Origin of the sequence: Variovorax jilinensis (assembly GCF_030316885.1) — a bacterium.
In the GTDB taxonomy this organism is placed as follows: Bacteria; Pseudomonadota; Gammaproteobacteria; order Burkholderiales; family Burkholderiaceae_C; genus Variovorax; species Variovorax jilinensis.
Map to the genome: position 1 here is coordinate 364,081 of NZ_JASZYQ010000005.1, position 20,872 is coordinate 384,952.

General features: G+C 69.2%; 20 protein-coding genes. 4 read left to right on the top strand and 16 right to left on the bottom strand.

Annotated elements, in window-relative coordinates:
- Window positions 1-30: 30 nt before the first annotated feature.
- Genes QTH87_RS19985 through flgB form a run of 12 tightly spaced genes read right to left on the bottom strand, consistent with a single transcriptional unit; the run spans window position 31 to window position 11,480 of the window.
- On the bottom strand, window positions 31-1,251 hold the full coding sequence (locus QTH87_RS19985) for an HDOD domain-containing protein (protein WP_286611742.1): 1,221 nt from the start codon (window positions 1,249-1,251) through the stop codon (window positions 31-33).
- A gap of 13 nt (window positions 1,252-1,264) precedes the next feature.
- Window positions 1,265-2,467 (bottom strand): flagellar hook-associated protein FlgL, encoded by a 1,203-nt coding sequence (flgL, locus tag QTH87_RS19990; RefSeq protein ID WP_286611743.1) that lies wholly within the window; start codon window positions 2,465-2,467, stop codon window positions 1,265-1,267.
- 16 nt (window positions 2,468-2,483) lie between these two features.
- Window positions 2,484-4,370 (bottom strand): flagellar hook-associated protein FlgK, encoded by a 1,887-nt coding sequence (gene flgK, locus QTH87_RS19995; protein WP_286611744.1) that lies wholly within the window; start codon window positions 4,368-4,370, stop codon window positions 2,484-2,486.
- Entirely contained in the window at window positions 4,367-5,221 is an 855-nt protein-coding gene (gene flgJ / locus QTH87_RS20000) for a flagellar assembly peptidoglycan hydrolase FlgJ (protein WP_286611745.1), read from the bottom strand. Before flgJ ends, flgK begins: the two co-directional genes overlap by 4 nt.
- On the bottom strand, window positions 5,221-6,327 hold the full coding sequence (locus QTH87_RS20005; protein WP_286611746.1) for a flagellar basal body P-ring protein FlgI: 1,107 nt from the start codon (window positions 6,325-6,327) through the stop codon (window positions 5,221-5,223). Before QTH87_RS20005 ends, flgJ begins: the two co-directional genes overlap by 1 nt.
- 17 nt (window positions 6,328-6,344) lie before the next feature.
- A complete protein-coding gene (locus tag QTH87_RS20010; protein WP_444812816.1) occupies window positions 6,345-7,124 on the bottom strand; it encodes a flagellar basal body L-ring protein FlgH in 780 nt (259 codons plus the stop codon).
- Window positions 7,121-7,903, bottom strand: coding sequence for a flagellar basal-body rod protein FlgG (gene flgG, locus QTH87_RS20015; RefSeq protein WP_286611747.1), 783 nt, complete (start codon window positions 7,901-7,903; stop codon window positions 7,121-7,123). Before flgG ends, QTH87_RS20010 begins: the two co-directional genes overlap by 4 nt.
- Before the next feature lie 35 nt (window positions 7,904-7,938).
- Window positions 7,939-8,676: a flagellar basal-body rod protein FlgF gene (gene flgF / locus QTH87_RS20020; protein WP_286611748.1), complete on the bottom strand. Its 738-nt coding sequence runs from the start codon at window positions 8,674-8,676 to the stop codon at window positions 7,939-7,941.
- A 22-nt stretch (window positions 8,677-8,698) separates the two neighbouring features.
- On the bottom strand, window positions 8,699-9,913 hold the full coding sequence (gene flgE / locus QTH87_RS20025; protein ID WP_286611750.1) for a flagellar hook protein FlgE: 1,215 nt from the start codon (window positions 9,911-9,913) through the stop codon (window positions 8,699-8,701).
- Between the two features lie 36 nt (window positions 9,914-9,949).
- The gene (locus QTH87_RS20030; protein ID WP_286611752.1) at window positions 9,950-10,627 is read right to left on the bottom strand and encodes a flagellar hook assembly protein FlgD; all 678 of its coding nucleotides are present in this window, start codon (window positions 10,625-10,627) and stop codon (window positions 9,950-9,952) included.
- Window positions 10,628-10,641: 14 nt separating this feature from the next.
- Complete coding sequence (gene flgC / locus QTH87_RS20035) at window positions 10,642-11,046, bottom strand: flagellar basal body rod protein FlgC (RefSeq protein ID WP_286611846.1); 405 nt, start codon at window positions 11,044-11,046, stop codon at window positions 10,642-10,644.
- A 2-nt stretch (window positions 11,047-11,048) separates the two neighbouring features.
- Window positions 11,049-11,480: a flagellar basal body rod protein FlgB gene (flgB, locus tag QTH87_RS20040; protein ID WP_286611754.1), complete on the bottom strand. Its 432-nt coding sequence runs from the start codon at window positions 11,478-11,480 to the stop codon at window positions 11,049-11,051.
- A 175-nt stretch (window positions 11,481-11,655) separates the two neighbouring features.
- Here flgB and flgA point away from each other — a divergent pair, with 175 nt between their 5' ends.
- The 3 genes from flgA (at window position 11,656) to QTH87_RS20055 (ending at window position 13,136) form a co-directional block, all read left to right on the top strand.
- Window positions 11,656-12,405, top strand: a complete 750-nt coding sequence (flgA, locus tag QTH87_RS20045; RefSeq protein WP_286611755.1) for a flagellar basal body P-ring formation chaperone FlgA — start codon at window positions 11,656-11,658, stop codon at window positions 12,403-12,405.
- A gap of 88 nt (window positions 12,406-12,493) precedes the next feature.
- Window positions 12,494-12,799, top strand: coding sequence for a flagellar biosynthesis anti-sigma factor FlgM (flgM, locus tag QTH87_RS20050; RefSeq protein ID WP_286611758.1), 306 nt, complete (start codon window positions 12,494-12,496; stop codon window positions 12,797-12,799).
- Between the two features lie 4 nt (window positions 12,800-12,803).
- Window positions 12,804-13,136 (top strand): hypothetical protein, encoded by a 333-nt coding sequence (locus QTH87_RS20055; RefSeq protein WP_286611759.1) that lies wholly within the window; start codon window positions 12,804-12,806, stop codon window positions 13,134-13,136.
- A gap of 54 nt (window positions 13,137-13,190) precedes the next feature.
- Here QTH87_RS20055 and QTH87_RS20060 read toward each other — a convergent pair whose 3' ends face one another.
- Window positions 13,191-14,312 carry a sensor histidine kinase gene (locus tag QTH87_RS20060; RefSeq protein WP_286611760.1) on the bottom strand — a complete coding sequence of 374 codons (1,122 nt, stop codon included), beginning with the start codon at window positions 14,310-14,312 and terminating at the stop codon, window positions 13,191-13,193.
- 173 nt (window positions 14,313-14,485) lie between these two features.
- Between QTH87_RS20060 and QTH87_RS20065 the strand changes: the two genes are divergently transcribed.
- Window positions 14,486-16,675 carry an ATP-binding protein gene (locus tag QTH87_RS20065; RefSeq protein WP_286611761.1) on the top strand — a complete coding sequence of 730 codons (2,190 nt, stop codon included), beginning with the start codon at window positions 14,486-14,488 and terminating at the stop codon, window positions 16,673-16,675.
- Here the strand turns inward: QTH87_RS20065 and QTH87_RS20070 are convergent.
- From QTH87_RS20070 to QTH87_RS20080, 3 genes are all read right to left on the bottom strand, one after another.
- Window positions 16,653-18,359 carry a response regulator gene (locus tag QTH87_RS20070; protein ID WP_286611762.1) on the bottom strand — a complete coding sequence of 569 codons (1,707 nt, stop codon included), beginning with the start codon at window positions 18,357-18,359 and terminating at the stop codon, window positions 16,653-16,655. The two genes, QTH87_RS20065 and QTH87_RS20070, sit on opposite strands and share 23 nt — an antisense overlap.
- Window positions 18,360-18,381: 22 nt before the next feature.
- Window positions 18,382-19,878, bottom strand: coding sequence for an ATPase domain-containing protein (locus QTH87_RS20075; protein ID WP_286611847.1), 1,497 nt, complete (start codon window positions 19,876-19,878; stop codon window positions 18,382-18,384).
- Window positions 19,879-20,122: 244 nt separating this feature from the next.
- Window positions 20,123-20,839, bottom strand: a complete 717-nt coding sequence (locus QTH87_RS20080) for an RNA polymerase sigma factor FliA (RefSeq protein WP_286611763.1) — start codon at window positions 20,837-20,839, stop codon at window positions 20,123-20,125.
- Between the last annotated feature and the right edge of the window lie 33 nt (window positions 20,840-20,872).

Consider the following 20,872-nt stretch of genomic DNA (forward strand, 5'->3'; position numbering starts at 1 on the left):
CGGGTAGTGACATTGAGAAAAACAAGGAATTCAGGTGGACAGCGTGCGCAGCAACGCGCGGTTGACGTCCTCGGCGGCCAGCCCGTGGCGTTCGCGCACGGCGCGCAGGGGGCGCGGGTCCTCCGACTCGAGCGCCAGTGCCGCCTCGAGGCTGGGTGCATAGGGCCCGCTGGCGCTCATGACGGCCGCGGCGATGCGCTCGGACAGCGGCACTCGGCCGAGGCTCACGCGCAGCGGCTCGTCCTGCACCAGGTCGAGCTGCGCGAACAGTCCGCACAGGTAGACCTCGCGCCGCAGGTCGTCCTCGATGCCGGCGTCCATCAGGTGCTCCATGAGGTGGCCGCGCAGCACCATGGTCGCGTTGACTGGCCGCAGGTCGGCGTCGTCGGTGGCCTGCGGCAGCTGTTCGGCCAGCCAGGCGTTGAGCGAGCGGAAGCCCAGCATCATGAAGCCGTGGCGCAGCGACGAGATGCCGCTGCGCAGGCCGAGGCCGGCCGAGTTGAGATGCACGAGCAGGCGGTAGGCGAGGCTCGGCTCCTCGCCGATCAGCTGCTCGATCCGGTCCAGCGAAGGCTCGTCGTCGAGCGCGTTCATGGCCTGCACGATGGCACGGCGGCTCGGTGGCAGAGGCTGGCCGGCGTAGCGGTGCAGCGCGTCCTCGGCGGGCCAGCCGGCCACGGCCCAGGCGCCCTGCTGGTCGAGCGCGTGTTCGACCAGGGCGCGGCTGGCCACGCCTTCGACGATGCAATTGGGGGTCACCGGGCTGCCCTCGGCGCGTGGCGGCAGCCGCCCGACCGCAGCCGATTCGCGCGCTCGCTGGCCGGCCCGCAGGGCGGTGCCGGCGTCGATGGCCGACAGCGAGACGATGCGGCGCTCGAAGCAGCGCGCGAGGTCGCCGACGGCCGCAGCCGGTGCCTCGCCACGCGACACCAGCCGGGCGCCGCGGGCGCGCGCGCCGATGACGCCGCTGCGCACCCGGGCGTCGCCGAGCCACTCGAGCGGAACCTCGATCACCGGGTCCGCGGCGCCCGCATGCAGCAGCATGTCGGCCAGCAGGTGGCGCGAATGCAGCGACAGCAGCAGCTCGGGCGATTCGGCCGCGCGCAGCTCCGCGAGCACGCGCAGCAGGTGCTGGCCATCGACCCCGTCGCCGTCCTCGTGCACGAACAGGCGCACGCCGGCGAGCATGCGGCTGCGGCCCCAGAGCGGCCGGAAGCCCAGTGTCAGGTTGCCGAGTACGGACTGCGCCATGTCGTCCCGCGCCCTAGCCGATGTAGTTGAAGAGCGACTGCCGCTGGATCTGGGCGTAGGTCCCGAGTGCCGCGGTGTACGCCGTCTGCTGGTTCTGGAAGTCCGACAGGCCCTTGACCATGTCCATGTCCTCGGCGCGCGAGCGGTCCGCCTCGAGCTGGATGCTCCGGTCGTCCTGCCGGCCCGAGATGTCGTCCACCCGGTTCAGCAGGTCGCCCGCGGTGCCGCGCGAGGCTTGCAGGCGCGAGATCCCGGCGTCGATCTGCGCCAGCGACTGAGCGACGGCCTGGCCGACCGCGGCGCTGCCGGTGGCGTCGCGGATGCCGGCGATGGCGCTGTCGAGCACGCCGAACAGGCTGGTGGTGGTGCTCGGCTTCACACGCAGCGCGTCGCCATCGGCCGGCGTGCCCGAGGCGGTCAGCGAGATGCCGTCGAAGGCGATCGCCTGGCCCGAGACGTAGGGCCGTGCGCTCAGCACCGTGCTGCCGCTGGTAGTGTCGAGCACCGAGTAGGTCGTCACGCCCGCGTTCACGCCGAAGACGATGCTGTAGTCGTTGCCGGTGACCGCGCTCGGGTCGGTGACCTTGCCCGCGTCGCTGTAGACGCCCGCGGTGCCGGTCGCCTGCGTGATCGCGAAGACGCCGTTGCCGGTGGGCACGTTCATCCAGGTCGCGTGGCCGTCGAGCGTGGCCGCCACCGACAGCGTGCCGCTCGCCGGCTGGCCTGCGATGCCGTCGTAGGTGACGCCGCCGGCCGTGTCGGTGAACGGCGCCGCCGTGCTGCCGAGGCCGCCGAACAGGGGCTGGCCGTTGCTGTCCTTCTCGTTGGCGTAGGCCAGGATCTGGTCGCGCAGGGTCGTCATCTGCTGCGCCAGATTGGCGCGGTCGGCGGCAGTCAGCGACGTGTTGCCGGCCTGCACCGCGAGCGTGCGGAAGGTCTGCACCGCGGTCATGGCAGCGCCGAGCGTGGACTCTGCCGTGGCCACGGCGTTGCGCTGCACCTCGAGCGCGCGCTGGTCGGTCGCGACGCGCGCCATGCGGGTGATGGCGCGCTCGGCCTGGGCCGCGCCGGTCGGGTCGTCGCTCGGGCGCAGTACCTTCTTGCCGGCGGTCAGCTGCTCCTGCAGCGTCGCGAGCTGGGACTGTCGCGAGGTGATCTGGCGCACCGCGTTGTCGTAGGTGTTGGCGGTGCCGAGGCGGGTTGCGTTGCCGGACATGGAATTCCTTCGGGGTTCAGTTCATGCCTTGCAGCAGCGAATCGAAGATGCTCTGCGCGATCTGGATCATCTTGGCCGAGGCCTGGTAGGCCTGCTGGTACTGCAGCAGCTTGGCGGCTTCCTCGTCGAGGTTCACGCCCGCGACGCTGGTCCGGCTGGTCTCGAGATTGGTCGCGATCGACTGCGAGATGCCGGCCGCGTACTGCGCGCTCTGGGCGCGCACGCCGACCGTCGCCATCAGCGATGCATAGCCGTCGGACAACGGCGCGCCGTCGAACACGGCCGCATCGCGCAGGGCGAGCAGCGCGCCCGCGTTGCCGCCGTTGAGGTTGCTGTAGCCCGCGGTGGCGGCCTGGACCGTGATGGTGTCGCCGGGCTTCGGCGTGCCCTTCAGGGTCAGGCTCCAGCCGTTGAGCGTGATCGGCTGGCCTGCGGTGTAGCTCAGGCCCGAAGGATTGCCGGTCCCCGCACCGCTGACGTCAAAGGTTCCGGCCGCGGTGAAGGTCAGCGTGACCGTGGCGCCGAGGTTGGCGTTGCTGCCGGCGGCCGCGACCGACGCGACCGCCAGGCTGCCGTTGTTGGTGCTGCCCGCACGCGCCTCGACCGGGCTGGCCGCGGCCAGCTCGCGCGGCGAGCTCAGCGCCACCGAGACCTGGCCGGCCGCGCTCGCGTAGGGCTTGAGCAGGAAGCGGTCGCCCGGGTTGGACGTTCCGGCCGAGGCGTCGATGGTCAGGCCATCGATCTCCACCGGCAGCGGACCGGCGAACTGGGTCATCCGGCCGTCCGACAGCCGCGTCACCTGCAGGCTGCCGCCGGCCCCGAAGTCGAGCTGGTAGGACGAGGCGACCAGCTTCGACGGATCGGCCACGCTGGCGCCGATGGTCGCGTTGCCGGTGTTGGCGCTGGCGGCCAGCGCGTCGGACACCGGGATGGGCGCGAAGAAATTGCTGCCGGTATGGCCGTCGAGGTCGACACCGAGCCGATGCTGGGCATTGACCGTGCTCGTGATGGCCAGCGCCATGCGCCCGAGCAGGTCGCGCGCCTCGGCCAGATCGGTGTTCTGGAAGCGCAGCAGGCCCGCCACCGCCCCGCCGCCCAGGGTGGCGGCCTCGATCGTGCTGCTCAGCGCGCCGCGCTGCAGTGCGAGCTGCTGCGTGCCGTCGTCGCCGATGGTCAGCGACACCTGCGACGCCGAGCCACCGAGCACCAGCGCCTGGCTGCCCACGAACACGCTCAGCGAGCCGTCGTCCGCCGCCACCGTGGTGGTCTGCACCTGCTGGTTCAGATCGCGCAGCGCCTGGTCGCGCTGGTCGAGCAGGTCGTTGGGGCTCTGGCCGCCGCCTTGCGCGCGGGCGATCTGGGCATTCAGCGCGGCGATGCGCGAGGCCAGGCCGTTGATCGACTTGACCGCATCCCCGAGCTGGGCGTTCACGCCGTGCTGCAGGTCGTCGAGCCGGTTCTGCGCGTCCTGGAAGCGCGTGGCCATCTCGTCCGCGCGGGTCAGCACCACGTTGCGTGCCGTGATGTCGGTCGGCGTGCCGGCGACGTCCGAGATCGCGTTCAGCATGTCGGTCACCGAGGCGCCCAGGCCGCTGGCGCCGCCCGTGAAGATGTCCTCGAGCGACGCGAGCTGGTTGGCCCGTGTGCTGTCCATGGCCTGCACCGACTGGGCCAGCGTGGCCTGGCGCGTGAGGAAGTCGCTGTGCGCCCGCTCGATGGTCGTGACTTCCACGCCCTTGCCGATGTAGCCGCTGCCGGTCCACTGTCCCGGCACCGACGACATCACGACGGTCTGCCGCGAATAGCCGACCGTGCTGGCATTCGCGATGTTGTTGCCGGTGGTCTGCAGCGCGATCTGGTTGGCGAGCAGCGCGCGCGCGCCGACGTTGAGAAGCGAACTCATCCCTGCGACCTCTGCAACTGCAGGCTGGTGTTGATGGCGCGGCTGAGCTTGGCCGCGTAGGCGGGGTCGGTGGCATAGCCGGCGCGCTGCAGCTCGCTGGCATAGGCCGCGACCGATCCAGTCTGGGCGCGTGCCTGCGCGTAGCGCGGGCTCTCGCCGATCAGCTTGGCGTAGTCGCGGAACGATTCCTCGAAGGAGTCGTAGGCCCTGAACTTCGCCGTCACCTTTCTCGGCGCGCCGTCGACGTACTCGGTGGTCGTGATCTCGGCCACCTTGCCGGTCCAGCCTGCCGTGGCCTTGATGCCGAACAGGTTGAAGCTGTTGCTGCCGTCGGCGTTGCGGATCTCGCTCCGGCCCCAGCCGGTCTCGTGGCCGGCCTGGCCGATCATGAAGGCCGAGGGAATGCCCGAGGCCTGCGCCACGCGCTCGGCCGCCGCGCTGTGCCGGGCGACGAAGCCGCCCTGCGTCGCGCCGGGGTTCGACACCGAGGCGCCCGGCAGCGAGACGGTCGGCGTCGCACTGCGGGCGTTGCCGGTCATCTGCTGCGTGAGCTGGCGCGTGATGGCCTCGGAGAGGCCGCCCGGCATGCCCGACAGCTGCACCGCGAACTGCTGGTCGAGCAGGTCGGTGCCGAGCTTCTCGCCGTCGCTGTCCATCAGGCCCGACTTCGCGGTCGCCTCGCGCATGCTCTTGATCAGCTCGCGCATGAAGAGCGATTCGAACTGCCTGGCCGCTTCCTTGACGGCCTTCGGATCGCTGCCGCTCGCAGCGAGCTTGAGCACGTCGAGCGAGCGCGCGTCGGCCGCCAGCCCCTGGCTGCTCATGGTTGGCATCGAGGTCGGCAATGCCATCAGATCACCTCCAGCTCGGCATGCAGCGCGCCCGAGGCCTTGATCGCCTGCAGGATCGTCACCAGGTCCTGCGGCGTCGCGCCGAGCGCGTTGAGCGCCCTGACCACGTCCGACAGCAGCGGTGCGTTAGGCACCTGGATCAGGATGCCGGGCTGCTGGTTGATCTGGATGCTGGCCTGCTCGGCGACCACGGTGCGGCCGTTCGAGAACGGGCCGGGCTGGCTGATCACGGGCTGCGAATTGATGGTGATCGACAGGTTGCCGTGCGCGATGGCGCAGGGCCCGAGCGTGACCGCCTGGTTGAGCACCACCGAACCCGTGCGCGCATTGAGCACCACGCGTGCCGCCGGCACCGGCTGCTCGAGCGTCAGTTCCTCGAGCTGCGCGATGAAGCTCACGCGCGCGTTGGCGTCGACCGGTGCCTGCACCTGCACGGTACGGCCGTCGAGCGCGCGCGCGATGCCGCCGCCGAGCCGGGTGTTGATCGCCTGCGCCACGCGGCGTGCGGTCTCGAAGTCGGCGGCGTTGAGCCCGAGGTTGACGCTGTCGCCCTCGTTCAGTGCGGTGGGCACCGCGCGCTCGACCTGGGCGCCGTTGGGAATGCGGCCCGCACTGAGCTGGTTGATCTGGACCTTGCTGCCGGCCGCCGAGGCACCCGCGCCGCCGATCACGAGGTTGCCCTGCGCGAGCGCGTAGATCTCGCCGTCGGCACCGCGCAGCGGGGTCGCCACCAGCGTGCCGCCGCGCAGCGACTTCGAGTTGCCCATCGACGAGACGTTGATGTCGAGCGTCTGGCCGGGCTGGGCGAAGGCGGGCAGCGTGGCCGTGACGATCACGGCGGCCACGTTCTTGAGCTGCAGCTGCGAGGCCTGCGCCGGCGGCAGCGTGATGCCCAGCTGCTGGAGGTAGTTGGCGACGCTCTGCGTCGTGTAGGGCATCTGCGTGGTCTGGTCGCCGGTGCCGTCGAGGCCGACCACCAGGCCGTAGCCGGTCAGCTGGTTGGAGCGCACGCCCTGCACCGCGGCGACCTCCTTGATGCGCACCGCCTGCGCCGGCGCGCACACCGACAGCGCGAGCAGGAAGGCCGCGAGCAGGCGTCGGGACATGGATGGATGGTTCATGGTCAGAAGGGCATCACGCTCATGAAGAAGCGGCCGAGCCAGGGCATGACCTGGGCCTCCTGCTGGGCACCGCGGCCGCGCGACTCGATGCGCACGTTGGCGACCTGCAGCGAATTGATCACGCTGCCGGCCTGGATCGCGCGCGGATCGATGGTTCCCGAGAAGCGCAGCACGTCGACGTTCTGATTGACGCCGATCTGCTTCTCGCCGGTCACGACGAGGTGGCCGTTGGGCAGCACGTCGACGACGGTGGTGGTGATCGAGCCCGAGAAGGTGTTGGCGCTCTCGGTGCCACCCGCACCTGCGAAGTTGTTGGCCGAAGTGGCGGCGGCACTGGCGCGGTTGAACGAGTTGGCCGACAGGAAGGGCAGCGCCGAGACGCTGGAGCTCAGGCTGCTCTTCTTGTCGATGGTGGAAGTCGACTTCTGGGTGGCCGAGACGTTCTCCACGATCAGCACCGTCACCGTGTCGCCGACCATGTGCGCGCGCCGGTCCTCGAACAGCGGCCGGTAGGCGGCGGGACGGAAGAGGCTGCCCGTCGGCGCGCGCGGCGCGGCGGCCGGCACCGGCACGGCGGCCGGTGCGGTGGCGGGCATGTCGACCTGCGGCGAGTTGGCGATCGCGGTGCAGCCGGTGGTCAGGATCGAGATGGCGCCCGCCGCGGCAAGCGCAGCGAAGCCCGTCCGCGAGACACCGCGGAACCGGCTTCGCCGGGCCGCCGGTGTCGCCCCCGCGAGCGGGGAGGCGGCTGCACGAAGTGGGCAGGCAACGGGGGTGTTCACAGCTGGGCCAGCTTTTGCAGCATCTGGTCGCTGGTCTGGATCGCCTTCGAGTTCATCTCGTAGGCGCGCTGGGTCTGGATCATCGAGACCAGCTCCTGAACCACGTTGACGTTCGAGGTCTCCAGGAAGCCCTGCATCACCGTGCCCAGGCCGTTGCTGCCCGCGGTGCCGCCGTTGGGCTGGCCCGAGGCCGCGGTCTCGGCGTAAAGGTTCTCGCCGCGCGGCTCGAGGCCGGCCGGATTGACGAAGTTGGCCAGTGCCAGCGTGCCGATGGTCTGCGGCGCGGTCTGGCCGCTCACGGTGGCGGAGACCGTGCCGTCGGTCGCCACGCTGACGCTGGTGGCGCCGGCCGGAACCGTGATCCCGTTGGCGACCGGCAGGCCCGAGGAGGTCACGAGCCGGCCTTGCGAGTCGACCTGGAAGGAACCGTCGCGCGTGTAGCCGATGGTGCCGTCGGGCTGCGTCACCTGGAAGAAGCCGTTGCCCTTGATCGCGAGGTCGAGCTGGTTGTTGGTCTGCTGCATGCTGCCCTGGGCGAACGAGCGGCTGGTCGCCACCGTGCGCACGCCGAGGCCGACCTGCAGGCCGGTCGGCAGCTGCGACTGCTCGGTGCTGTTGGCACCGACCTGGCGCAGGTTCTGGTACATCAGGTCCTCGAAGACGGCCGTGGCGCGCTTGAAGCCGGTGGTGGAGACGTTGGCCAGGTTGTTCGAGATGACATCGAGCTGCGTCTGCTGCGCTTCCATGCCGGTCTTCGAGATCCAGAGCGAATTGATCATGGCGATCCTTGGGGTGTGCTGAACGGTGGCGGGCCTCAGCCCACGGAAAGCAGTTGCGCGGCCGACTTGTCGGACGCCTCGGTGGAGGTGAGCAGGCGCATCTGGGCGTCGAACTGGCGCGCGGCGCCGATCATCCCGACCATGGTCTCGACCGCGTTGACGTTGGAGCCTTCGAGCGCGCCGGTCTCCAGGCGGGCCGTCGGGTCGCTCTCGATCGGCTGCTGCGAGACGGTGCGGAACAGGCCGTCCTCGCTGCGCTGCAGCCGGTCGTCGGGCTGCGGCGTGGCCAGCTTCAGGCGACCCACGGTCGACAGCGGCTGATCGCCGGTCTTCGCGGTCACCGTGCCGTCGCTGCCGATGGAGATGTCTGCGCCCTGCGGCACGTCGATCGGCGAGCCGCCGTCGGACAGCACCGCGAGCCCCGAGCTGTTGACCAGGGTCCCGGCGGGCGAGATCTGCAGCGCACCCGAGCGGCTGTAGGCCTCCGTGCCGTCGAGGCCCTGCACCGCGAGCCAGGCCTGGCCCTGCGCCTGCACGTCGAGGCTGCGGCCGGTGCGCTGCACCGCGCCCGGCGAGTTGTCGTAGCCCGCGGTCGCCTGCAGCGCGAATACGCGCGTGGTGGCGCCGTCGCCCTGGACCGGCACCGCCCGGAAGGTCGACAGCTCGGCCCGGAAGCCCTGCGTCGATGCGTTCGCGAGATTGTTCGCGAGCACCGCCTGGCGCTGGGCGGCCGCATTGGCGCCGCTCATCGCGGTGTAGATCAGGTGGTCCATGGCGCGTCGGGACTGGCGGCGATCAGCGCAGGTTGACCAGCGTCGACATGACCTGGTCCTGGGTCTTGATGGTCTGGGCGTTGGCCTGGTAGGCGCGCTGGGTGGTCATCATGTTGACCAGCTCGGCCGTGAGGTCGACGTTCGACGACTCGAGCGCGCCCGAGCGCACCTGCCCGAACGTGCCTTCGCCGGGAGCACCGCGCACCGGCTGACCCGATGCCGCGGTCTGCAGCCAGTAGCCCGATCCCGTGGGTGCCAGGCCCTGCACGTTGCGGAAGTTGACCAGCGCGATCTGGCCCGCTGCCTGCGTCTGGCCGTTTGAATAGGTGGCGGTGATGATGCCGCTGTCCTCGATCTTGATGCCGGTCAGCGAGCCCGAGGTGTAGCCGTCCTGCGAGAGATCGTTGACCGCGAAGCGCGAGTTGACCTGGGTCATCTTGCCGAGGTCGAGCGTCACCGGGAAGGTGGTCGCCGGATCGTTCGGCGAGGCCAGCGTCAGCGGCGGGATCGGGGTCGTCGGGTCGAGGCGTCCGTCGGTCAGGAAGTTGATCGTGAAGGGCGTCGAGGCGGCAGGGTCGCTGCCGTTGACGCTGGTGTGCACTTCCCAGCTGTTGTTGGCGATCTTGGTGAAGTAGAGCCCCACCGGAATCTCGAGCCCCTGCGGGTCGTAGGCGGTGAGCGAGGTGCCGTAGGTCTGCAGCGGCGTGGGCGGCACCGCGGTCGATGCCACCACGGCGCTGGCGTCCAGCGTGATGTCGGCGGTCATCTTCGAGGTCTGCTTCGCCGCGATCGGGGTGCCGGTCGGCAGCTGCATCGCCTGCACGCTGGAGCTGGTGCGCACGCCGCTGGGGTCGGTCGGGTAGCCCATGATCTGGGCGCCGCTGTTGGTGACGATGTTGCCGTCCTTGTCGAGCTTGAAATTGCCCGCCCGCGTATAGGCGCTGGAACCGTCGGTCTGCCTGACCTGGAAGAAGCCCGAGCCGTTGATGGCCACGTCGAGGTCGTTGCCGGTGACCGACAGCGTGCCCTGCGAGAACTGCTGCGCCACGGCAGCCACCTCGACGCCCAGGCCGACGTTGCTGCCGCCGAACGAGCCGGCCGAGCTGGCATAGATCTCGGCGAACTCGGCGCGCGAGGACTTCATGCCGGTGGTGCCGGAGTTCGCGATGTTGTTGCCGATCACGTCGAGGCTGCGGCTGGCCGCGTTGAGGCCGGAGAGGGCTTGCTCGAAACTCATGGAGGTGCTCCTGGAAGATGGGGATCGATGTCGGTGTCAGAGAACGCTGTGGATCTGCGTGTAGGGCGTGGTGCCGGCGCCGAGCAGGGTCAGCGTGAGTCCGTCGGCATTGCTGCCCACGGCCACGACCTGGTCGCGCATCAGCGAGGTGGTCGGGACCGCGCTGCCGTCGGCCGCCGTCGCGACCACCTTGAAGGTCAGCGAACTGCCGCTCGGGTAGCCCGAGGCGTCGAGGCTGAAGCCGTGCTGGCCGGCCTCGAGCGTGCCCAGCGACACCGTGTCGATGAGCTGGCCGCTGGCGGTCGAGACCTGGACCTTCACTTCCTTGGCGGCGCCCGAAAGCTCGATTGCGCCGACCGCGGTCGTGCCGTCGATCGCCAGCGTGTTGCCCTCGGCCAGCACCTTGCGGCCGACCATGCTGCCGGCCTGCAGCATTTGCGAGGCGGCCTGCTGCGAGGCCATGTTCTTCATCGTCGCGTTGAGCGACTCGATGCCGGTGACCGTGTTGATCTGCGCCATCTGCGTGGTCATCTGCGCGTTGTCCATCGGGTTCATCGGATCCTGGTTGTTCATCTGCGCGACGAGCAACTTGAGGAAGCGGTCCTGGATCTCGGACGAGGTGCTGGCATCGGCCGCGGCCGCGGTGGCGCTCGAGCTGATGTTGTAGGTGCTGGTCGAACCGGCGATGCCGGCGGTGGCGCTGGTGGTGGTCATGGGGTCTTCCGCTGTCACTGCCCGATCTGCAGCGTCTTGAGCAGCAGGTTCTTGGCGGTGTTCATCACTTCGATGTTGTTCTGGTAGGAGCGCGAGGCCGAGATCATGTTGACCATCTCCTCCACCGTGTTGACGTTGGAATGGGTCACGTAGCCCTCGGCGTCGGCAGCCGGGTTGGCCGGCTCGTGCACCCGGCGACCCGGCGTCTGGTCCTCGGTCACCGAGTCGACGCGCACGCCGGAGTCGGTGCCGCTGCCGTAGGGCACGGTCTGGAACACCACCTGGCGCGCCTTGTAGGGCTGGCCGTCGGGACCCGCCACCGCATCCGCATTGGCCAGGTTGCTGGCCACCACGTTGAGGCGCTGCGATTGCGCGCTGACCGCGCTGCCGGCGATGCCGAAGATCGAGAACATCGACATGTTCATTGCCCCTGGATGGCCGAGAGCATGGTCTTGCCCTGGCCGTTGATGAAGCGCAGCGTGGCCTCGTAGCGCACGGCGTTGTCCGCGAAGGCGGCGCGCTCGCGGTCCAGGTCGACGCTGTTGCCGTCGACGCTGGGCTGGGTCTGCACCGTGTAGCCCAGACCGGCCTCGCTGCCGGCGGCGCCGGCCAGCGGGATGTGGCCGCCGGTGCGGCCGCCATCTGCGGCGCTGTGCGCCATCGGCAGCGGGGCGCCCTGCGCGCCCGGGCCGCCGCTGGCGTTGCGCAGGGCGTCCGCGAAGTCGAAGTCGCGGGCCGCGAAGCCCGGCGTGTCGGCGTTGGCGATGTTGCCGGCTATCACGCGCTGGCGGTCTGCGCGCAGCACCAGCGCCTTCGCATGGAAGTCCAGTGAGTTCGTCAGGTTGTCCAGCATGCGGGGCCTCGGGTTGAAGGGAGTGGCAGGCCGTTTCGGGCCGTGGGGAAATTCTGGAACCTGGCGCCGTGCCGGAAGCGTCGATGAAGGGGGGGATTCGCGGCCTGTTCGGCGCTTTGTGCGGCGGCTGGCTGCCTATATTTCAGTCGCGGCGCTGTTGCCGCCAAGGCGCAACATGGCCCCTCCCTTTTCCTTCTTGCGTCGGCAGTGGCCGGCGCTGGCGCTGCTCATTGCGTCGCTCGCCGGCGGCGCACGCGCGCAGCAGGCGCCTTCGCAGGGCACCGAAGTGGCGCCCGGATTCGTGGCCGCGACCCAGCAATGGCTGGACGATGCGGTCGCCCGATCCCAGTCGGCATCCGCCCTGCCTCTGCGCATGGAGGTCAGCGTCGGTGCGCTCGACAGCCGGCTGCGGCTGGCGCCCTGCGGCCACGTCGAACCCTACGTGCCGGTGGGTCTCAGGCTGTGGGGCCGCACGCGCCTGGGACTGCGCTGCACCGACGGCAGCGTGCGCTGGAACGTGTTCCTGCCGGTCACCGTGAAGGCCTGGGGCCCGGCCTGGGTGCTGCGCGACAACGTGGTCGCCGGCACGGTGCTGACGGCGGCCGATGCGGTCGAGGCCGAGGCCGACTGGGCGGCCGACCCGTCGCCGGTGGTGGCGGACCCGGGCCAGTGGGTCGGCCAGACGGCCTCGCGCTCGCTGGCCGCCGGGCAGCCGCTGCGGCAATCCATGGTCAAGCCGGCCCAGGTGTTCCCCGCCGGGGCGCAGGTCAGGGTGGTTGCGCAGGGCGCCGGCTTCGAGGTCAGCGCCGACGCCCAGGCGCTGACGCCGGGCGTCGTCGGGCAGCCCGTCCGACTGCGGATGGACAGTGGCCGCATGACCACCGGCGTCGTGCAGGACGGCCGCACCGTCCGGCTGGCGATGTAGGCGGCGGCAAAAAAAGCCTCAAGTTCCGATTTCCGATGCCGAAATGACAGCAACGATGCTCCTGTTGCAGGAGCGCTGGAGTTGAAACATGAAGATCCAAGCATTGAGCGAAGCCGCACTGGCGGCGACCCAGGCAGCCACCCGCAGCGGGCGCGGCGGTGAGGCGGCCGGTACGCCGGGCGCGACATCGGCGGCCGACGCCGGCACGCCCGTCACGGTCTCGGCTGCCGCTCGCTCGCTCGACGCGGCCTCGGCCGGCAGCGGCATCGACGGCGCCAAGGTGGCTGCCGTCAAGGCGGCCATCGCCAATGGAACCTTCACCGTGGACGCTGGCGCGATCGCCGACAAGATGCTGTCCAACGCCCAGGAAATGCTGACCCGCGTCAGGAACTGACCTCATGCCCGATACCCGCTACACCGCCGAAACCCTGTTGCTGACGGTCGAGCAGGCGCTCGATGTCGTCGATGCCGGCCTCCTGGCTGCCGATCCCGCCGAACTGCCCCGCGCCAGCAACCGGCTGCGCGACGTCACGCTGGCCTTCTCCCGTGCGCTCGAGGCGGCGCTGTCGGCCGAGGTCTTCGACCACGCCTTCCGCCGCCGGGTCGAGGCCGTGGCGCAGCGCCTGGCGACTCAGCGCCAGAGCATCGCGCGCCGCAATGTCGGGGTGGAGCGCGCGCTGGCCTCGATCTTCAGGGCGCCGGTGGATGCGACCTACGCGCGGCCGGCCTGAGAGGTCGATGTGGGCCGCGCGCCGGCGCGACTGAGCGCTTCTTTGTCTTCCTAGTCAGCCGGGCAGCTGCACACTGAAGGCGGTACCTTCTTCCAGTGAAGAGCTCACGGCGATCGTGCCGCCATGACCGGTCACTATCTCGCGCGCGATGTAGAGGCCCAGACCCAGGCTGGTCGCCGGCCGTTCGTGAGGCTGGGACTGCCTGGCCGTGACCTGAACCAGCGGATTGAAGATCACCTGCATCGCGTCCGGAGGGATGGGCACCCCCTGGTTTCGCACGGTCATCGTGGCACGGTCCGTGTCTCGCGTGAGCTGGAGCAGCACGGGAAATGCGGCGTCGCCATACTGCACGGCGTTGACCATCAGGTTGGTGAGAACCTGGCGCATGCGTGCCACATCGAAGACGAAGTGCACCGCATCGGGAATCTCGGCATGCAGCACGCGGGACGGGTAGGCGGTCGACACTTCGTCGAAGACTTCCCGCGACAGCGCAGCCAGGTCGCCTTCCTCGGGGTTCACCTCGATGCCGCGGCCCAGCCGGGTGCGCGTGTATTCCAGCAGGTCGGTCACCATCCCGTTGATCGAGGCGATGCTCTGCCTGGCGATGCGCAGCGTCCGATCGCGCGCCGTCGGATCCGTCGACAAGCCGAGCAACCGGACACACGAAGCGAGTGCGCTCATCGGGTTGCGGAGGTCGTGGCCCAGTACGGCGAGGAAGGTGTCCCTGGAATTGGCGACCCGTTCCGAATAGCTGGCCATCGCCTCTGCGAGTGCCTGATCGATGCCTTCGTTGAACCGGATCACTTCTTCGAGCACCGATCCGTCGACCACGTCGACGGTCGCCATCCAGAGTCGGAGCACCGTGGCGCGCAGCGCCCGGTATTCCGCACCCAGCTGCGAAAGGTCGAATCCGACGCGCTGGCGCAGGTCGCCATGTTGCGAGGAGAAGGTAGGGGTCTGCGCGCGGGGTGCCAGTCCCTTGGACTTGGCCTCGCGCTCGGGCTCGGATTGCTTCGAATCCATCCCGTCGGCGATGCCGAGCAGGATCTCGCGCGCATGGTCGCGCAGTTCGGTGGCCGTCATGGTCTCCGCCGGCGGGATCATCGTTCGCGCGAAAGCCTCCCAGTCGACCAGGATCGGTTCGATGTTGGACTTGATGAACTGGCTGAGTTGCATCGATCACAGTATGCGCTTCGTAGGAGACCACCTACTCCCGAGCGCGCACCGATTCCTGCTGCGAGTGTCTCGCAGCGGGCCCGTTGCGGCAGAATGGCGCAGGGTCTCACGGTGGCGAAAAGCGTTCAAGTCACCTCCTCGCGGTCGGGCAACCAGCCGTGGCCCCGACATTCATGACCCAGACCGTCACTCTAGAAAACTGCGACAGCGAGCCCATCCACATTCCGGGCCTGGTGCAGCCGCACGGGACGCTGATCGCGTTCGACGCCTCCACGTTGACCGTCACCCGCCGGAGCGCGAACACGGCGGCGTTGCTGGGTGACACGGCGCCGGTCCTGGGTACCCGGCTCGAGCCGGCGCACTTCATGGCCAACGCGCTGGTGCACCAGACGCTTCACGAGGTGAACGACACGGCCGTCGCCGGTGCCGATCATTGGCCAGCCAACGTGGAAGTGGCGCTGGCCGGCCGGCTCTTCGATCTGATCGTGCACCGGCAGGGCTACGAACTGATCGCCGAGTTCGAAGAGCGTCCCGCCTCGGCGGAGAACGTGTCCGACTTTGCGCTCAAGGCCCATCGCGCCATGGACCGGCTCAAGCGGCAGGGCACCGTGGACGCGCTGCTGAGCCTGGCGGTGGAAACCGTGCACCAGCTCACGGGATTCGACCGCGTGATGGCCTACCGCTTTCGCCATGACGACAGTGGCGAAGTGGTGGCCGAGCGGCGTCACGAGTCGCTCGAACCCTTCGTCGGACGCCGCTATCCGGCCAGCGACATTCCTGCGCAGGCCCGTCGGCTCTACGTCATCAACACCCTGCGCCTCATCGCGGACGTGCATGCGGATCCCGTGGCCCTGGCAGTGGCCGACCCGAGCCTCCCGCCGCTCGACATGAGCCATTGCACCTTGCGCAGCGTGTCGCCGATCCATATCGAATACCTGCGCAACATGGGCGTGGGTGCGTCCATGAGCATCTCGATCGTCCTCAACGGTCGGCTGTGGGGCATGCTGGCCTGCCATCACCGCACCGCGCTGCGGGTGTCGTACGCGGTGCGCATGGCGTGCGACGTGCTGGCGCAGGTGCTGTCCTCCAACGTGCAGAGCCTGCTCGCGCGCGAACAGGCTGTACGCACATCGGATGCCGCCAGGCTGCGCAGCCGGATGATCGAGGCCGTGCTGCATGCCGAAGACACGTTCAGCGCCCTGGCCGACCAGGCCGATTCGCTGGCCGTGGCCTTCGAGGCGCAGGCCACCGTCATCGCGGAGCAATCGCGCCTTCAGGTCACGGGCGACATTCCCCACGAGGCTGCGGCAGCGGTGGTGCACTGGCTCACCAGCGCGAAGGCGGGCGACGATATCGTGGCCCTGCACGAGCGCGCCAGCCTCCCGGAGATCCTGCAGCCGCTGTGCGGCGTGTGGTGCGGCTTCCTGGCGCTGCGCTTCGACGCCATCGACAACGGCTGGCTGGTCCTGGCGCGCAAGGAGCAGATCGAGACCATCAGCTGGGGCGGCAAGCCCGAGAAGCACTACGTCTCCGGCCCGCTGGGCCCGCGCCTCACACCGCGCGGGTCGTTCGACATCTGGAAGCAGACCGTGCGCGACACCAGCGTGCCCTGGGGCGAGCCCGAGGTGCAGTTCGCGCACCAGTTGCGCGACGAGCTGATCCGCGCCGGCGCCGCGCGCAACGCAGAGACCTACAAGGCGCGCACCGAACTGATCGCCGTTCTCGGCCACGACCTGCGCGACCCGCTGCAATCGATCTCCATGGCGGCCAAGCTGCTCGAGCGCAGCCTGCCGGAGGGCAGCACGGTGGGCGAGCGCCTGGGGCAGCGCATCCAGACATCGAGCAGCCGCATGGGGCGCCTGATCGGTCAGGTGCTGGACGCCTCACGTCTGCAGAGCGGGCAGGGCCTCCAGATGCGGCCGGTACAGATGGACATCGCGCGCCTGCTCGAAGATTCGATCGACGAATCCCTGATGGCCTATCCCGGCTCCCAGATCGAGCTGCAGGCACCGAAGTCGCTAGCGATGGTCGGCGACCCGGACCGCATGGCCCAGCTCGTCGGCAATCTCGTGAGCAATGCGCGGCACCACGGGCTGGCGGGCAAGCCCGTGCGCGTGACCCTGGAAGAAGACAGCGGCACCGTGGTCCTCAGGGTCGCCAACGCCGCGCCCGCGATCGACCCGGGTCTGGTGCCCGACCTGTTCAGCGCCTTCAAGCGCCGCACGGGCCCCAACGAACGCAACAAGAGCGGCCTCGGGCTGGGCCTGCACATCGCCCAGGCCATCGTCAGGTCGCACGGCGGCAGCATCGCCTACGGCCACGTCGATGGCCACGTGGTGTTCACCGTCCGGATTCCCCGCTAGCCGTCTGGCGCGTCGGCAGGTCGCGACGCCGGAGTTCCGCGGACACCGCCTTGCCCAGCGTATCGAGATCGAAGGGCTTGGCCAGGACCGAGTGAGGGCCGATCAGGCGCTCGACGGCATTCATGTCGGCATAGCCGGTGGCCAGCAGGATCGGAATGTCGCCGTACATCGCCTGCGCGCGCTCGATCAGCTCGGCTCCGTTCATGCGCGGCATCAGATAGTCGACCAGCAGCAGGTCCGGCCTGGACTTCTCCAGCTCGATCAGGCCCTCGGCCCCGTCGGCGGCCTGACGGACGCGGAAGCCGAGCACCTGCAGGCATTCGACCATGCTCCGGCGCACACCGGGATCGTCCTCCACGACCAGGATCTCGGCCTTCACCGCCATCGCGGTCGCCTGCCCGACGACCGCATGCTCGGCGCTGGCCCCTGCCGGTGCGGGCGCGAGTGGGAATCTCAGCCTCACCGTGGTTCCGGCGCCGACCTCGCTCTCGACGACGGCTTCGCCGCCGGACTGGCGCGTGAAACCATAGACCTGGCTCAGGCCCAGTCCCGTGCCACTGTGCTGCTTGGTCGTGAAGAAAGGGTCGAAGACCTTGCCCAGCAGGTTGGCCGCGATCCCCGTGCCGGTGTCGCGGACGGCGACATCGACCGATCCGAGCGGGCGGGCGAGGCCATCGCTCCCTTCCGGTGAGTCCGAGGGCGCGATGGTCGTGTGGATCTCCAGCGTCCCGCCTTGTGGCATGGCATCGCGCGCATTGACCGACAGGTTCAGGATGGCCATTTCCATCTGCGCGGCATCGACGACGACGTAGGCCGGCTCGGCGCAGAACGCCAGGGAAAGCCTCACGTGCGCGCCGACGGAGATCGAGATCAGCTCGGCCATGTTGCCGATCAGCTCGTTCACGTCGTGCAGCTTGGGCACCAGGCTCTGCGTGCGTGCGAAGGAAAGCAGCTGCGCTGTCAGGCGCGACCCGCGGTCCACGGCCTCCTTGGCCCGGCGCGCGTAGTTGCGCACACGGTCTTCCTGCACCTTCAGCCGTTCGATCAGCTGCAGGTTGAGATTGACGACGTGCAGCAGATTGTTGAAGTCGTGGGCGATGCCGCCGGTCAGGCGTCCCAGGGCCTCCATCTTCTGGTTCTGCACCAGCGAGTTCTCGACGCGCTCGCGCTCGAGGATCTCCCGCATCAGGCGGTCGTTGGCGCTTGCGAGGTCGGCCGTGCGTTCGGCGATGCGCGATTCGAGCGCGTCGTTGGCCTGCTCCACGTTGAGCTTGGAGGTCTGCAGTTCGGCCAGGTGCTTGCGCGTCAGGTACTGGCGCTGGCGCGCCCTGAGCGCCGACTGTGCCGCGCTGGCCAGCGTGTCGGGATTGACCGGCCGCTCGAGCAGCACCAGATTGCTCAGCTCCCGCAGGGCCGACCTCGCACGGTCGGTGCGCCGCACGGTATGCCGCGCCGCGAGCACCACGAAGGGGTAATCCGACCAGGGAGACTGCTGCTCCAGCATCGCGCGCAAGGCATCCACCAGGCTTTCGTCCAGGGTTTCCTCGGTCAGGATCGTCGCGGCCGAATCCTTGCCCATTTCCTGCACGAGCATCCGTGCGTCGTCGCAGACGTGCACGTCGACCCGTCGAGCGCCGAGCACCTCGCTGATGACCCTGGCATCGCGACCGAACGGCGCGAGCACGAGTATCCGACTCTCCATGCTTCTAGCCCGCGACGTCGCCGAGGAGCAGGGTTTGGCCGCGATAGCGCGGGACACCGGTCATGACCCCCTCGAAGTCGGTCAGCGCCTCGCCGACCTCGAGGCCGTTGGCGCCGAGCCTGAACTGGTGGATGGTCGACGCGTGCGCGCTGGCGCGGCTCTTCACCACGGACATCGCCTTAAGGAGCTGGCCGCGGGCTTCGAAGTAACGGAACTGGAGCATCGAGTCGCTGAGATAGCTCAGATCGACGTCGTTCGGCGCCTCGCCGGAAAGCCCGTGCTGCGAAAGGACGAGGAGGGTCGTGATGCCCTGGAGGTTCAGGTAGGTCAGCAGCTCGTGCATCTGCAGCATGAGGAAGTTGCTGCCGGGCATGGCGATCAGATAGGCGTTGAGCGTGTCGATGACCACCGTGGTCACGCCCTGGCGTTCGACCGCGTCGCGCACGTGGTGGGAAAAATGCCCCGCGGAGATCTCGGCGGGGTCGACCGTGTGCAGCAGCAGCCGGCCTTCGGCGAGGTATTGATCCACATCGAGCCCGAGCGCGCGAGACCTCGTCAGGAGCGTCTTGATGCCCTCGTCGAACAGGAAGAAGGCAGCCTTGCCCCCGCGCTGCATGTCGGCGCGCGCACAGCACACCGCGGTGGTGGTCTTGCCGACGCCTGCCGGCCCCGCAAACAGGTAGTTGCTGCCCGGCATCAACCCGCCACCCAGCAGACGGTCGAGTTCCGCATTGCCGGAGCTCACCGGTTCGCTCGAATGCTCGCGACCATGCTCGTTGGCTACCAGACGCGGAAAGACCTGCAGCCCGCCCCGATCCAGCTTGAAATCGTGCTCGCCCTCCCGGAACTTGACGCCGCGCAGCTTGACCACCCTCAGCCGACGCTTGTCGGGTCCGTAGGTTCCGGTGTTCTGTTCCAGGTGAATCACGCCGTGCGCAATGCTGTGCAGGTGCATGTCGCCTCCGCTGGTCGACTTGTCGTCCAGCATGAGCACGGTGCAGCGCTGGGTGAGGAAGAAGCGCTTGAGCGCCAGGATCTGCCGCCGGTACCGGAGCGGGTTCTGGGACAGCAGGCGCAGTTCCGACAGGCTGTCGAACACCACGCGCTCGGGGCGCACGCGTTCGACCAGCGCCATGACACCGCGGATCGTCTCGCCGAGTTCGAAGTCGGAGGGCTGCAGGATGCTCTGTTCGGCTTCGGCGCTCAGGCCTTCGTCGCTCACCAGATCGAAGATCTCGATGTCCTCCAGTTCCCAGCCATGGGAAAGTGCCCCCTGCCGAAGCTCGCCCGACGTCTCCGACAAGGTGACGTACAGGCCTCGCTGGCCCAGTGCGCGCCCCTGCAGGAGAAACTGCAGTCCCAGGGTCGTCTTGCCCGCGCCCGGGGTTCCCTCGACGAGATAGAGGTGGCCGGCAGGCAGGCCGCCCTCCATCACCTCGTCCAGGCCCGGGACGCCCGTGGGCTCGAAGTGCTGGGGCAGAGGGGCGGTGGCTTGGCTCATGATGGAGAGGGGAAGGGCGATGGATCGGGCCGCGGCGCTGCGAAATGGGCGCTTGAAATTTAATGCCGCGCCTGCCTGGTTCCGGGCGTCGCCGCGCGCGCTCCGATGTAGGAAGTCGCCCTGCGCAGATGTGAGCAGAACCGCATTCGGCCGGCAAAGCATTCTTCCGATGCGCGCGGCCCGTGCGGCGCCCGGCGCCACGCGCTTCGAACCGGCGCGCGATGCCCGACGAACAGCGTCAGTCCTAGTGGCTGCGCATCTTCGAACGCAGCCGCGCGATCGACTGGCTGTGCAGCTGCGACACGCGTGACTCGGTGATGCCGAGCACGGCGCCGATCTCCTTGAGGTTCATGTCCTGCTCGTAGTACATGCCCATGATGTGGCGTTCGCGCTCGGGCAGGCTCTCGATGGCGGCGACCAGCGCGCCGCGCAGCCGCTGGTCCTTCAGCAGGCTCATCGGATCGGCCTCGGTATCGGCGGCGTGGCGATCGAGGAAGCCGTCGGAGTCGTCGTCGCCGCCGCCGATGTCCTCGAGATAGACCAGCTGGGTGCCACGCACGCGGCCCAGCAGCGCCTGGTACTCGGCCAGCGGCATGTCGAGCTCGGCCGCGATCTCCGATTCGGCCGGCGAACGGCCCAGGCGGTGCTCGAGCCGGCGCACGGCCTGTTCGATCTGCTTCTGGCTCTTGCGCGAGCCGCGCGACAGCCAGTCGCCTTCACGCAGCTCGTCGAGCATGGCACCCCGGATGCGCTGGGTTGCGAAGGTCTCGAACTGCACGCCCTGGTCGGCCTCGAAGCGCGACAGCGCATCGGCCAGGCCGATCATGCCGACCTGCACCAGGTCGTCGAGCTGCACGTTGGCCGGCAGCTTGGCGATCATGTGGTGGGCCAGCCGCTGCACCAGCGGCAGGTACTGGCGAATCAATCCGTCGCGGTCGAGTCGGCCCTGGGGGTTGTACATCTGTGAAACGTGGGCGGCGGCAAGCATGGCGTG